This is a genomic window from Ottowia sp. (assembly GCF_016703145.1).
Lineage (GTDB): Bacteria > Pseudomonadota > Gammaproteobacteria > Burkholderiales > Burkholderiaceae_C > Ottowia.
This window is the reverse complement of sequence record NZ_JADJCO010000002.1, coordinates 581979-595219: the sequence shown is the minus strand read 5'-3', so window position 1 is coordinate 595219 and position 13241 is coordinate 581979. Positions and strand designations below refer to the sequence as shown.

Genomic DNA, 13241 nt, shown 5'->3' with positions numbered 1-13241 from the left:
ATGCCCCAAACAGTCAACGTCCGCGACGCCAAGACCCACTTCTCGCGCCTGCTTGAACAGGCGCACGCGGGTGAAGAAATCATCCTGGCCAAAGCCGGCAAGCCCTACGCACGTCTGATGCCGCTGGCGCCCGACACCCCCGAGCGCCGCCCCGGCCGGATCAACGGCAAGGTGGATGCGGCCTTCTTCGCCCCCCTGACCGACGAAGAACTGGCCGGCTGGGAACCACGGTGAAACTGCTGCTGGACACCCATGCCCTTCTGTGGTGGTGGACCGACGACCAACGCCTGTCACCCAACGCCCGCGCGGCCATCCTCGACCCTGGCCACACGATCCTCGTGAGTGCCGCCAGCGCGTGGGAAATTGCCACCAAGCACCGCTTGGGCAAGCTGAGCCTGGCAGACGAGATCGTTCCGCGGATGGACGAACTGGTGCGCGCCGACGGTTTTCGAACTGCTGCCTATCCTGCACACCCACGCACTGCGCGCTGGCAGCTACCCACAACACCATCGCGACCCTTTCGATCGCATGCTGGCCGCGCAAAGCGAGACCGAAGCCGCCACCTTGCTCACCGCCGACCCCGCTTTCGAGCTGTTTGGCACGCGAACGCTCTGGTAGCGCCGGAAGACGCAGCCCTCGTCACAGTGGGCCGTGCGTGGCGATCTTGATGAGACCCAGTATTCTTTGTGTGGAAATTTTGATCTGACCCCAGTTCTCACCAGTTCTCAGACCCCAGTTCTCAGCATTGAAATTGAGCTTAGACACTCGCCGCAACAATTACCTATTTTTCATCTATATTTCGGTCCAGCCACTCAGATACCGCCGCGTTAGTAATGCTGGCTGGAATGCCTACGCTACTGACATACGTCGGCAAAGCCAAATTGCATTTAGCACAAATGGTAGCTACATGCATCATTATAGACTCGCCGCATCCTGGGCAATTTCTCCCTGGCATCGCCTCTTGACCCTCATAATTCAGTACCCTCAAAGTTCTCGCCGAATTGATCACACACAACGCCAACAGCATACGATAATCCCAATCAGATATTTTTCCCTTAAATTCATACACTTCGTCATATCCAGGAGCCCGGAATTGACTCGGAAAGTACGTTGGCAAATCATCCTCAATTCCCCTTCTCAAGGAAAATTCGAGGGCCATCATTTGATTCGGGCCGATTAATTTTACTCTATACTTCAAAATATCGCACAATATTTGTGTCAGCGCATCGAAATCAATGTAACCCTCATTTGAATCAATGAGTTGAACGACTTGTTGATGGCAATATTGCATCGCAACGTTATTTGAAATAATACTCATATTGGTGTTCTCAATTTTAATACTGCACCCTCTCAATAGGATGTGGCGCTTTTCTATGAACTATTGCATCCATGGCGGGCGCAACCAGCTCGGTCAATCGTGAGCCATTGCATCCCGGCCAGTTCTCCAGAATTGCGAAAAAACGCAATCGGTGGGCCCGTTCGATCGGTGTGAACGCATTCCACGCGTCGGCGGAGTAGCGACCATTCAGCCATCCGCTATATGGTTCAACGTCCATTGGCAATGAGGTTGTCGGCTCGACTTCAAGTGTCTTGGATTCCTCCAGATATTCCTGCAACCCCTTGCGCCGCCACGTGCCATGCTGCTGGCGCTCGCGGCTGGTGATTTGTAGTGCCTGCTGGAATTTCTGAAAGTCACTGGCGGACAACGCGGCCAATGCGGTAACGATATCGTCTGATTTGACATCAGCAATCAGCAGGCGCCACGCCTGATCCGTCTTCAGGCATTCATAGCGGAAGGGGTCATAGAATGGGCTTTCCACGAACCGACGCAAGGCTGAATAGATCGTCAACGCCACGTCGAGTCCTGGCGCGCGCACGGTGCGCCGATATTCCTTCCCGTCCTCTTGGTGCCACTCGATAGCCAAGGCGACCAAGAATTTGTCGCTTGACTCTGCGTATCGAGATAATTCCCTGCGCCATTCGAGTTTTCCCCATGCGCCATCACATTCCCATCCGTGGCTTCCGCCCGGTTTCCCCTCTGCCATGGCATCGCACTGCGCAAGCACCCATTTGATATCACAGGTCGTTTGCACAGAAAAGGCAACCGTGAGATCGAACGGCTCAGCTGAGTTGGGCAGAGTGCGCTGCGGCTCCTCTGGCGCGAACTGGCGCAGTCTCAATTCCACGACATGCGGGCGTGGCGAGGCTGAAAAATGAGCGTCGAAGTTTTGCTGGGCACCTGACTTCCAGGCCACGACTTCGGGAAGCAGGTTGTTGTAAAGATGAAAAACCGGCGCGCCCTTGATTACTCGGTCATCGCGCTCGGTGCGCATGGCACGCAACACGCCGTTTTTTATTTCTAGATAAACGTTGTCGCGATAGAGGACGCCATACGTCGTTCCGCGTGATGTCCGGACGCGGGCACCAGTGCCAAGGTGCAGTTCACCGCTGAACCACTCTGCAAAGATGGGTGGCTGGGCGTTCGGAAGCAGTTCGTCGAGCGCGAGAAGCTCTTCGCGGCCCTCAACATGGCCTTGAAGTTTGTCCAAATACAAGCGGCCGTCCTTGATCTTCCATGTACCGTGATAGCCGCGCCAGTTGGCGGTCATGGTGGCTCGGAAAGCAGGAAAACCTACTGGCCACAGTTTGCAGCCGTTCAATGGCGTGCTGTAAAGCGGGAATCTCCAACCGTTCCAGTACAGTGTCTCACTAGCTTGCACAGTCATACGTGGGTCACCTTTGAAACTTTTCAGTTTAGCATTTTTCGGTGGCCGATACAAAAATACAATGAAATGACCGATAATTCGGCAAAACTCCCCTGTATTTCGTCTTGTTTATAGATTTTCTCTATTGATTCGATGCCCTGGCACCCTGACCCATCAGAACTCACTGCACCTGCTGCTCCGGCCCCGCGTGCAGGTTCCGCACCAGCCACGCCAGCACCGAATCGACGGTGACCGTTTCGATGCGGTCGGCAAAGCGCTGCGCATTGGGATGGTCGTCAAACGCCACGTTGGCCGAGGTGAGGCGACCGCCCAGCCGGATGAGCGCGCCAAGGAATTAATGGAGGAATTAATGGGGTCAGATGACAATTTACACGCTGGCACCTTCGTCGACCGCACCGATGGAGAACGTCGGGTGGCTGTGCGGCCGGTAGCAGGCCCGGCTGCGGCAGGCGCGCCGACTTTCAGCGCAGGGCATCGCGGGGTCGCTCCAGAACTGGACGGTGCTTTTCATGCCCGCTGTCTACTATGTTTTCAATAGCTTCTCGCGCTTGCTGGACGCCGGCCAGCAGCCGATTTAGCTTAAATTTCTGATGTTCAGGTCGGACCCGCGCCGTAGTCCTCGTGCAGCCCGCGCCCGGTCTTGGCGCCCAGGTTCCCTTCGGCCACCAGTTTGCGCAGCAGGGCGCGCGGCGCTTCGGGCAGGCCGGTGCGCTTCTCGGCGTAGTGCTCCTCGATGCTCAGCACCACGTCCAGGCCCACCGCGTCCATCAGCCGGCACGGGCCGTAGGTCATGCCGGTCGCCTGGACGTAGATGGCGTCCACCTCCTGCGGCGTGGCCACGCCCTCGGCCACCACGGCCAGCGTCTCGCGCTTGATGGCGGCCCAGATGCGGTTGAAGATGAAGCCCATGCTTTCGCGCCGCACCACGTAGGGCGTCAGGCCGTAGCCGGGCAGCACCCGCGCCAGCAACCCGATCACCGCCGGGTCAGTATGGCCGCAGGACATCAGCTCCACCGGAATCATGTCCGGCGGCATCAGGAAGTGCGTGTTCAAAAGCCGCGCGGGGTTCTTCACGCTCGCCGCGAATTCGCTGGACGCGTAGGACGAGGAGTTGCTGGCCAGGATGGCGTCAGGCTCGGCCAGCGCATCGACCTGGGTGAAGAGGTCCTGCTTCAGCGCCAGCTGTTCGGGCACCGACTCGATCACCAGCCAAGCGTCTTTCACCGCGTCGGTCAGGTTGTCCACGGCCACGATGGTGCCGGCGGTGCTGCCGGGCAGCTTGGCCAGCAGGGCGGGCAACTGCTCTTGCGCATAGGTCACGCCCGCATCGCGCGTAGCGGCGCTGCGCGCGTACAGGCGCACCTCGGCGCCGCGCGTGGCCAGCATCAGCGCGATGCGGCGGCCCAGCGTGCCGGCGCCCAGCACGGCGATGGGGCGGGTGTCGATGCGGTCGGGAAGGGTGAAGCTCATGGGGTCTCCTGCTGTTGTTCGGGGATTGTCGCAGGCTGCGCAGGCGGGTGTCAGCCCGCGAGGACTCCTGTTTTCATAGCTTCAGGCGCATATTCCGCGCCGGCTAGCGGCTCAAAAAGCTCAGTAGTCGTCGCTGGAGCCCATGGCCAGGCTCTCGAAGCGCGTGAGCGGCTTGAGGAAGGCGAGCTTGACCGTGCCCGTGGGCCCGTTGCGCTGCTTGCCGATGATGATCTCGGCCACGCCGGGCTCGCGCGAGTCCTTGTTGTAATAGTCGTCGCGGTAGATGAACATGATGATGTCGGCGTCCTGCTCGATGGCGCCAGACTCGCGCAGGTCGCTCATCATGGGGCGCTTGTCGGTGCGCTGCTCGACGCTGCGGTTGAGCTGCGACAGCGCGATGACGGGGCACTGCAGCTCCTTGGCCAGGGCCTTCAGCCCGCGCGAGATCTCGCCCAGTTCGGTGGCGCGGTTCTCGTCGGCTGAGTTGCTGCCGCTCATCAACTGCAGGTAGTCCACCACGATCAGGCCCAGCTTGCCGCACTGGCGCGCCAGGCGCCGCGCGTTGGCGCGCAGCTCGCTCGGGGTCAGGCCCGGCGTCTCGTCGATGTGCAGGCTGACGTTGCGCAGGCGTTCGATGGCCTCGGTCAGGCGCGGCCATTCTTCGTCGGTCAGCTTGCCGGTGCGCAGGTGGCCCTGGTCGATGCGGCCGATGGAGCCGACGATGCGCACCGCCAGTTGCGAGGCGCCCATCTCCATCGAGAACACCGCCACCGGCAGGCCCTCGTTCAGCGCCACGTGCTCGGCAATGTTGATGGCGAAGGCGGTCTTGCCCATCGACGGGCGCGCGGCCAGCACCACCAGGTCGCCCGCCTGCAGGCCGGCGGTCATGCGGTCCATGTCGACGAAGCCGGTGGGCACGCCGGTGACGTCGTTGGGGTTGTCGGCCATCTCCTGCACGCGGTCGAGCAGTTGCACCACCAGCGAGTCCATGGCCTGGAAGCCCTGCTTCATGCGCGAGCTCTGCTCGCCGATCTTGAAGATCTTGGCCTCGGCGTCGTCCAGGATCTTGGCGACCGGCTTGCCCTGGGTGCTGAAGGCGCTGGTGGCGATCTCGTCGCTGGCGCTGACCAGCTGGCGCAGGATCGAGCGCTCGCGCACGATCTCGGCGTAGCGGCGGATGTTGCTGGCGCTGGGCACGTACTGCGCCAGCGAGTTCAGGTAGGCCAGCCCCCCGATCTCGTCGGCCTTGCCCTGGCGCTGCAGCTCCTCGTGCACCGTGATCACGTCGGCGGGCTTGGTCTCGTTGATGAGCTTGCCGACGACGGCGTAGACCAGGCGGTGCTCATAGCGGTAGAAGTCCGCGTCGATCAGCACGTCGCCCACGCGATCCCAGGCGCCGTTGTCCAACAGCAGCCCGCCCAGCACGCTGGACTCGGCCTCGATGGAATGCGGCGGGATGCGCAACTGCGCGACCTGGCGGTCGGGCGGCGCGTCGTCGCCGAGGTCGGCGTAGCCGGGTTGGAAAACGGAGGACATGGGCGGTGGAAGGAAACAGCTCATCCGATGCTACGCCGCGCGCCTAGCCCTGTCATCGGACAAGCCTGTGGACAAGGTGTGGGTCGGCGGTGCATGCGGGCAACGAAGCTGTGATTAAAAACGGCTGGCCAAGAAAAGCAAAAAGCCGCCCGAAGGCGGCCTGGCCAGCGCGGGGGCCGGGGATCAGGCGCTTTCGCCGTAGACCGAGACGGTGATCTCGGCGTCCACGTCGGTGTGCAGGGACACGGCCACCGTGGTGTCGCCCACGGTCTTGATCGGGCCGTTGGGCAGGCGCACCTGCGACTTGTGCACGTCGAAGCCCTGCTTCTTCAGCTCGTCGGCGACGTCGTGGTTGGTGACCGAGCCGAACAGGCGGCCATCGACGCCGGCCTTCTGCGTCAGCTTGATGGTCTGGCCGTTCAGCTTCTCGCCCAGGCCCTGGGCCTGGGCCAGCTTGTCGGCGGCCTGCTTCTCCAGCTCGGCGCGGCGGGCCTCGAACTCGGCCTTGGCCGCGGCGGTGGCGCGACGGGCGCGGCCGGAGGGAATCAGGAAGTTGCGGGCGTAACCGTCCTTGACCTTGACGATTTCACCCAGGCTGCCCAGGTTGAGGACTTTGTCCAGAAGAATGACTTGCATGGGGGCGGCTCCTTCAGACCTTGTGCTGGTCGGTGTAGGGCACCAGCGCCAGGAAGCGCGCGCGCTTGATGGCGGTGTTGAGCTGGCGCTGGTAGATGGCGCGCGTGCCGGTCAGGCGCGCGGGCACGATCTTGCCGTTCTCGCCGATGAAGTCGCGCAGGATATCGACATCCTTGTAGTCGATCTCTTCCACGCCGGCCACGGTGAAGCGGCAGAAACGCTTGCGCTTGAACAGCAGCGACTGGGTATTGCGCTTGGGGCGCTTGTCCTTGTTGAATTTCTTGAACGTGGCCATGAGGCCTCCTTGAAACTAATCTTGCTGAAAATCCTGGATGTGCAGGGCAACGTGCCTGCCGTGCCGCGGACTGGCCAGGAAGCCGGTGAAGCACCAGCGCGATCCGACCGCCTGCCGCCCGAGCCGCTCGGCCACCGCGCCCAGCGCGATGGCCTTGAGCACCGCCTTGACCTGCCGCTGCTGGCCCGCTTCCTCGACGCTGGACTCGTGTTCGAGCCGCAGATCGAGCGCGGGCACGCCAGCGGGTGTGTGACGCGCGGCGCCCACTTCGGCGATGCAGGCGGTCAGACGGGTCTGGTTCACCACCGGCTCGCCGCGCGGCCGCGTGTCAGTTGCTGGTCTCCGCCTGCTGAGCCTTGCGGGCCTCTTCGCGCTCGACGGTCTTCATCATGGACGAAGGGCCGGTATCGGCTTTCTTCTTCTGCACCGTCAGGTGGCGCAGCACGGCGTCGTTGAACTTGAAGGCGTGTTCCAACTCGCCCATCACGGCCTGATCGGCCTCGATGTTGACGCACAGGTAGTGGGCCTTGCCCAGCTTGTTGATCTGGTAGGCCAGTTGGCGGCGGCCCCAGTCTTCCACGCGGTGGATCTTGCCGCCGCCGGCGGTGATCATGCCCTTGTAGCGCTCCAGCATGGCCGGAACCTGCTCGCTCTGATCCGGGTGGATCAGCAGAATGATTTCATAGTGACGCATCGACTCTCCTTGTGGATGGCGGCCTCGCTGTCCGCGAAGCCCAGTGCAAAAGCCGCCCCTGGCGTCGATCAGGGTGCGGCAAGGGAACCAAGGATTATAGCGACTGGCGAAAACCCGGCCTGGCTACTTCAGTCGCGCCAACCGCTCGCGCCCGGCCTGCGCGGCCTCGGACTGCGGGTAGGTCTTGGTCAGCGACTCCAGCGTGGCGCGGGCGGCGCGCGCGTCCTTCAACTCGATCTGACAGTTGGCGATGGACAGCAGGGCCTCGGGCGCCTTGGCGTGGTTGGGCGCGGCCGTCAGCAGGGAGCGGAAGTTGGTGACGGCTTCCTTATAGTCGCGCGTGGCGTACTGCGCGTTGCCCAGCCAGAACAGCGCCGAGGGCGCCAGGCTGCTGCGCGGATGGCGCTTGATGAAGTTGGCGAAGCTGGTCTGCGCGGCGTTGAAATCGCCGGAGCGGAACACGGCCAGCGCCGCGTCGTATTCGGCCTTGTCGCCGCCCTCGCCCGTGCTGGCCGCCGCGCCGCTGGCCGGATCGGTGGCCGCCGGCGCACCGGATTCGAGCTTGCGCAGGCGCTCCTCCAGGGGCTCCAGCGTGGCCGCCTGGCGCTTTTGCAGCTCGGCGATGTCGCGCGTGAGCTGCTCTTCCTGGCCGCGCGAGCGGGCCAGTTCGCCGCGCAGCGACTCGATCTGCTGCTGCAGGTCGAGCATGCTGCGGCGCATCTGGGTGTTCTCGTCCACCAGGCGGTTCTGCGCCGCCACGGCCTGATCGAAGCGCTGGCGCAGATCCAGGATGGCCTGGCGCGCCTGGTCGTCACCGAAAAGCTGCGCGTGCGCGCCCTGCCCGGCCAGACAGGCCACGGCCAGCACGGCGGCGCGGAAATAAGGCGTCGGCATGCGGCTCATGCTCAGCGGTAGCGCAGCTCGACGCGGCGGTTCTGCGAGTAGGCGTCCTCGGAGCTGCCCGACACGGCGGGTTTTTCCTCGCCCAGGCTGACGGCTTCGATCTGGCCGTCGCTGGCGCCCACCAGCGTCAGCGCTCGGCGCACGGCCTCGGCGCGCTTCTGGCCCAGGGCCAGGTTGTACTCGCGGCTGCCGCGCTCGTCGGTGTGGCCTTCCAGAATCACGTTGCGACCGCGGTTGGCCTGCAGGAAGCGGGCATGCTGGTCCACCACGGGCTGGTAATCAGCCTTGACCGAGAAGCTGTCGTAGTCGAAGTAGATCACGCGCCCCACCCCGGCCGGCCCGGCCGCGTCAGCGCCCGCGCCGCCCGCCTGCACCTGCGTCACCGAGCTTTGGCCCGCGCCCTGGCCGGCCGCGCCGGAGCCCTCCGTGCCCGTGGTGGCGCTCGCGTCGCCCTGCACCGGCGGATCGAGCTTGACGTTGGAGCCGCAGCCGGCCAGCGCCAGGGCCAGAGCGGCCAGCAAGACATGACGTTTGATCATTCGTGTACTCCTGAAGTGGATGTCAAAGCAAGTAAATCAGCGCTGGAACGGGCCCCACGAGGGTTCGCGGATGTCGCCGCCCTGGCCTGCCAGGCGCGCCTTGATCTTGCCGTCCAGCGTGGTGGTCATCAGCGCCTCGCGCCCGCCCTGGCGGGTGGCGTAGACGATGAGCCTGCTGTTGGGCGCGAAGCTGGGGTTCTCGTCCTCGGCGGTGTCGGTGAGGGAGGTGACGTTGCCGGACGCCACCTCCATCACCTGCAGCTTGTAGCCGCCGCCATTGCGCGACACGTAGGCCATCCAGCGGCCGTCGGGGCTGATGGCGGGCGACACGTTGTAGCCGCCGCTGAAGCTGACGCGTTGCGCCGCGCCGCCGCCGGCCGGCATGCGGTAGATCTGCGGCGCGCCGCCGCGGTCGCTGACGAAGTAGATCGATGCGCCGTCGGGCGAGAACACCGGCTCGGTGTCGATGCTCTGCGATTGGGTCAGCCGGCGCGGCTCGCCGCCGCTGGCGCTGATCAGGTAGAGCTGCGAACCGCCGTCGCGCGACAGGGTGACGGCCAGCGAGCGGCCGTCGGGCGACCACGCCGGCGCGCTGTTGGAGCCGCGGAAGTTTGCCAGCAGGCGCCGGCGCCCAGTGGCCACGTCGTGCACGTAGATCACCGGCTTGCGCGACTCGAAGGACACGTACGCCAATTGGCTGCCGTTGGGCGACCAGGTGGGCGAGATGATGGATTCGGGACTGGAAAGCGCGGCCTGCGCGTTCTCGCCGTCCGAATCCGCCACCCACAGCGTGTAGCGGCTGCCGCCCTTGGTCACGTAGGCCAGGCGGGTGGAGAACACGCCCTTCTCGCCCGTGAGTTTCTCGTAGATGTAGTCGGCGATCTTGTGCGCCGCCAGCCGCAGGTCGGCCTGCGGCACCACGTAGCCCTGGCCGCCCAGGTCCTGGCCGCGCACCACGTCCCACAGGCGAAAGCGCACGTCCCAGCGGCCGTCGGGCAGGCGCGTGACGCTGCCGCCGGCCAGCGAATCGGCGTTGCGCTGGCGCCAGACCGACATGTCCGGCCGCGTGGTTTCGTCCATGGCCTCGCCGCCGGGTTCGACGGCGCGGAACCGGCCGGTGCGCTCCAGGTCGGCGCGGATGATGGCGCTGATCTTCTGCGGCGCGCCGGACTCGCCGCGAAACGGCACCAGCGCGATGGGCAGCTGCGTCAGGCCGACGCCGGACACCTCGACGCGGAACTGCGCCAGCGCCGGCAGGGAAGGCGCCGTCATGAGCGCGGCGATCAAGCCGCGGCGGCGGAAGTCGGGGGAGAGGCTGGGGATATTGTCAGAGGTCATGCGATGCGGTTTCGATGCCGGCGGATCCGGCTGCGCACGGGCGTGCATGTTACACATTCGGGGCGGTGGCACGTCACAAACTGTAGAGCGCGCGCAGCGGTCCGGGCTCGCCGTGGGAGCGCGCCGCGCGGCGATTGGTTCCCGCCGCGCCGGGCCGCCATCCTAGAATCGCCGGTCACCTGACACGCCCTTCATGCCCCCCGCTCCCGACCCAGCCTCCGCCGCCGCCAGCCTGTCCCTGACGCAGCGCCTGCGCCGGCTGTGGCCATATTTCCGCCAGTACAAGGCCGGCTGGGCGCTGGCCGTGGCCGCCACGCTCACCAGCGCGCTGACCGAACCGGCGATCCCCGCCCTGCTGCAGCCGCTGCTCGACCAGGGCTTCACGCAGGGCAACCTGCGGATCTGGATGGTGCCCGTGGCCATCATCGGCCTGTTCGCCATTCGCGGGCTGGCGCAGTTCGCCAGCCAGTACGCCCTCTCGCGCATCGCGGGCGACGGCATGGTGGTGCTGCGGCGCCGGTTGTTCGAGCGCCTGCTCACGGCCGACCTGTCGCTGTTCACGCGCCAGTCGGCCAGCCAATTGGCCAACACCATCGTGTACGAGGTACAGACCGGCGCGGCGCAGCTCGTGCAGGCGCTGCTCAACCTGGCGCGCGACGGCTTCACCGTGGTCGCCCTGCTGTCCTATCTGGTCTACCTGAACTGGCGGCTGACGCTGATCGTGCTGGTGCTGGTGCCCTGCGTGGCCTGGATCCTGAAGACCCTGTCGCGGCGCCTGTACCGGGTGACGCGCGAGAGCCAGACGGCCACCGACGAACTGGCCTACGTGGTCGAGGAGAACGTGCTGGCCCACCGCATGGTGCGCCTGCACGGAGCGCAGGCGCGGCAGGCCGAGCGCTTCGACGCCCTGAGCCGCCACCTGCGCGGCCTGGCCCTCAAGGCCACGCGCGCCTCGGCCGCCACCACGCCGCTGACGCAGCTGGTGGCCGCCGTGGCCCTGTCCTCGGTCATCGCCATCGCGTTGTCGCAGGGCCAGGGCGCCCCCGGCCAGGGCGTGACGGTGGGCGGCTTCGTCGCCTTCATCGGCGCCATGCTGATGCTGGTGGCGCCCACGCGCCGGCTGGCCGACGTGGTCAACCCCATCACGCGCGGGCTGGCGGCGCTCGAGCGCGGGCTGGAGCTGATGGACGGCGTGCGGCCCGAGACCGACGCGCCCCAGCCCGCCGCCGCCGTGCCCGAGCGCGCGCGCGGCGACCTCGTGCTGGACGCCGTGCGCATGGTCTACCGCGACGACGCCGCGCCCGCGCTCGACGGCGTGAGCCTGCACGTGCGCGCGGGCGAGACGGTGGCCCTGGTCGGCCCCTCCGGCTCCGGCAAGACCACGCTGGTCAGCCTGCTGCCGCGCTTCGTGGCGCCCACCGGCGGCCAAGTGAGGCTGGACGGCATCGACATCGCGCGCTGGCCCCTGGCGCTGCTGCGCCGGCAGTTCGCGCTGGTGAGTCAGGACGTGACCATGCTCAACGACAGCGTCGCCGCCAACGTGGCCCTGGGCGCCGCCGCCATCGACCGCGAGCGCGTGCAGCGCTGCCTGGAGGACGCCAACCTGGCCGCCCACGTCGCCGCGCTGCCGCGGGGCATGGACACCGTGCTGGGCCACAACGCCACGCAGTTGTCGGGCGGGCAGCGCCAGCGCCTGGCCATCGCCCGCGCCCTCTACCGCGACGCGCCGGTGCTGCTGCTGGACGAGGCCACGTCGGCCCTCGACACCGAGAGCGAACGCCTGGTGCAGCAGGCCGTGGCCCGCGCCATGGCCGGGCGCACCACCGTCGTGATCGCGCACCGGCTCTCGACCATCGAGCACGCCGACCGCATCGTCGTCATGGAGCGCGGCCGCATCGCCGAGCAAGGCACCCACGCCGAGTTGGTGGCCGCCGGCGGCCTGTACGCGCGGCTGCACAGCCACCCGGCGGCATCGCCCTCGGCACCTGCCTGACACTATCTTTTTGATAGCTTCTGGCGCAATACCAGCACCGGCATTCGGCCTTCTTATTTCAAATCTCGGACTGCGGGGGCGGCTCGGTCAGCACCCTCAGGACGTCCGCGTACCAGACGCAGTTGAGTCCCAGGGACTCATCTTCCGTCAGGTGGCGCGTGCTCATGTCCATGCGCGTGGAATGCACGCCGAGCAACTGCCAGGGCAGCGGCGCGCCGTCCCCGCGCGGCCCGCTCCTGCGCCGCAGCACGGGGGCGCCGCTGCTGCCGCGGTGCGTCCTGGCGTCGGACAGGAAATAGCCCTGCTGCTGGAAGCGCACGCCATAGGCCGACGCGATCGAGGCGGCGCGCGCGACGGCCAGGTGGTGCACCGTGTCGTGGAACCCCAGCGGAAAGCCGATGACCGTCAAGGCATCGCCGATGGCGACGTCCTCGCCTCGCGGGTCGAGATGCGCGTCATCGAACGCCTGCAGCACCGCGTCCGCTGGCAAGCGGTCGACCTCGATCTCGATCACCGCGACGTCCACGGTCCCGGCGCTGTCGGCGGCCTGACGCCACAGCCCCAGCCCATGGCGGTACAGCGGTATCGAAAAGGCCGTGTACCGCGTCAGATCGCGCGCATCGGTGTGCACCTCGATCTCGATGCGGTCCGGGACATGGCCGCTCGGCTCGTCGACGAGGACATGGCGATTGGTCACCAGGAACAATCGCCCGTCGCGGCGAAAGAAGAAACCGCTGGCCCCGGTCAGGCTTTGCGCCCCCACGAAGGTGCTGATGCGCGTGGTGGTCAGCAGCACCGCCTCGACGGCGCCGCGGGGCGCCGGGACCTGCTCCGCCGGGATGAGTCCGGCCAGCACCGCGCGGGTCCGGGCGATGTCGCGCTCGAAGGCGACCAGCACGTGTTCGGAGATGTCGGTGTTCAGCATGACCGTGCGCGCCGCTTCGGCATGCGCCTCGAAGGAGCGCACCAGGGCGGCGTGGGCGGCCGGCGGTACCGTTTCCAGCAAGGCCGGAAGCAGTGCGTCCATCGCGATCAGGCTGCCCTTGAGGTCACAGATGCGTTCGGTGGCTTCCTGCAGATTCTTCATTGCGAGAGCCCTCCAAAAATGAAA

General features: G+C 65.9%; 15 protein-coding genes and 2 pseudogenes. 3 read left to right on the top strand and 14 right to left on the bottom strand.

The features are described from left to right. Positions 1 to 234 carry a type II toxin-antitoxin system Phd/YefM family antitoxin gene (locus IPG65_RS03030; RefSeq protein WP_293187801.1) on the top strand — a complete coding sequence of 78 codons (234 nt, stop codon included), beginning with the start codon at positions 1 to 3 and terminating at the stop codon, positions 232 to 234. Between the two features lie 219 nt (positions 235 to 453). Continuing rightward, a complete protein-coding gene (locus IPG65_RS19295) occupies positions 454 to 618 on the top strand; it encodes a PIN domain-containing protein (RefSeq protein WP_366932118.1) in 165 nt (54 codons plus the stop codon). Between the two features lie 163 nt (positions 619 to 781). On the opposite strand, the gene IPG65_RS03020 is transcribed toward IPG65_RS19295, so the two are convergent. The 13 genes and pseudogenes from IPG65_RS03020 to tolB all read right to left on the bottom strand — a co-directional run bounded on the left by IPG65_RS03020 (position 782) and on the right by tolB (position 10137). Beyond that, positions 782 to 1318 carry a hypothetical protein gene (locus IPG65_RS03020; RefSeq protein ID WP_293187799.1) on the bottom strand — a complete coding sequence of 179 codons (537 nt, stop codon included), beginning with the start codon at positions 1316 to 1318 and terminating at the stop codon, positions 782 to 784. A gap of 16 nt (positions 1319 to 1334) precedes the next feature. After that, positions 1335 to 2609, bottom strand: coding sequence for a hypothetical protein (locus IPG65_RS03015; RefSeq protein WP_293187798.1), 1275 nt, complete (start codon positions 2607 to 2609; stop codon positions 1335 to 1337). A 277-nt stretch (positions 2610 to 2886) separates the two neighbouring features. Continuing rightward, positions 2887 to 3057, bottom strand: a pseudogene (locus tag IPG65_RS03010) (DUF2145 domain-containing protein); the annotation flags it as partial. 42 nt (positions 3058 to 3099) lie between these two features. Further along, a pseudogene (locus IPG65_RS03005) lies at positions 3100 to 3237 on the bottom strand (AraC family transcriptional regulator); the annotation flags it as partial. An 83-nt stretch (positions 3238 to 3320) separates the two neighbouring features. Beyond that, the gene (locus IPG65_RS03000; protein WP_293187797.1) at positions 3321 to 4196 is read right to left on the bottom strand and encodes a 3-hydroxyacyl-CoA dehydrogenase family protein; all 876 of its coding nucleotides are present in this window, start codon (positions 4194 to 4196) and stop codon (positions 3321 to 3323) included. A 120-nt stretch (positions 4197 to 4316) separates the two neighbouring features. Then, complete coding sequence (dnaB, locus tag IPG65_RS02995) at positions 4317 to 5732, bottom strand: replicative DNA helicase (RefSeq protein ID WP_293187796.1); 1416 nt, start codon at positions 5730 to 5732, stop codon at positions 4317 to 4319. Positions 5733 to 5915: 183 nt separating this feature from the next. Continuing rightward, the gene (gene rplI / locus IPG65_RS02990; RefSeq protein WP_293187795.1) at positions 5916 to 6368 is read right to left on the bottom strand and encodes a 50S ribosomal protein L9; all 453 of its coding nucleotides are present in this window, start codon (positions 6366 to 6368) and stop codon (positions 5916 to 5918) included. Between the two features lie 13 nt (positions 6369 to 6381). Further along, complete coding sequence (gene rpsR / locus IPG65_RS02985) at positions 6382 to 6663, bottom strand: 30S ribosomal protein S18 (protein ID WP_293187794.1); 282 nt, start codon at positions 6661 to 6663, stop codon at positions 6382 to 6384. 15 nt (positions 6664 to 6678) lie between these two features. Continuing rightward, complete coding sequence (gene priB / locus IPG65_RS02980; RefSeq protein ID WP_293187793.1) at positions 6679 to 6969, bottom strand: primosomal replication protein N; 291 nt, start codon at positions 6967 to 6969, stop codon at positions 6679 to 6681. 22 nt (positions 6970 to 6991) lie between these two features. Then, entirely contained in the window at positions 6992 to 7357 is a 366-nt protein-coding gene (gene rpsF, locus IPG65_RS02975) for a 30S ribosomal protein S6 (RefSeq protein WP_293187792.1), read from the bottom strand. Between the two features lie 123 nt (positions 7358 to 7480). Beyond that, a complete protein-coding gene (gene ybgF / locus IPG65_RS02970; RefSeq protein WP_293187942.1) occupies positions 7481 to 8251 on the bottom strand; it encodes a tol-pal system protein YbgF in 771 nt (256 codons plus the stop codon). 11 nt (positions 8252 to 8262) lie between these two features. Beyond that, positions 8263 to 8799, bottom strand: a complete 537-nt coding sequence (pal, locus tag IPG65_RS02965; protein WP_293187791.1) for a peptidoglycan-associated lipoprotein Pal — start codon at positions 8797 to 8799, stop codon at positions 8263 to 8265. Between the two features lie 36 nt (positions 8800 to 8835). Further along, positions 8836 to 10137: a Tol-Pal system beta propeller repeat protein TolB gene (gene tolB, locus IPG65_RS02960; protein ID WP_293187790.1), complete on the bottom strand. Its 1302-nt coding sequence runs from the start codon at positions 10135 to 10137 to the stop codon at positions 8836 to 8838. A 193-nt stretch (positions 10138 to 10330) separates the two neighbouring features. On the opposite strand from tolB, the gene msbA reads away from it, so the two are divergent. Continuing rightward, positions 10331 to 12130 (top strand): lipid A export permease/ATP-binding protein MsbA, encoded by a 1800-nt coding sequence (gene msbA, locus IPG65_RS02955; protein WP_293187789.1) that lies wholly within the window; start codon positions 10331 to 10333, stop codon positions 12128 to 12130. 58 nt (positions 12131 to 12188) lie between these two features. Here the strand turns inward: msbA and IPG65_RS02950 are convergent, their stop codons facing one another. After that, the gene (locus IPG65_RS02950; protein WP_293187788.1) at positions 12189 to 13217 is read right to left on the bottom strand and encodes a serine protease; all 1029 of its coding nucleotides are present in this window, start codon (positions 13215 to 13217) and stop codon (positions 12189 to 12191) included. Positions 13218 to 13241: the final 24 nt, after the last annotated feature.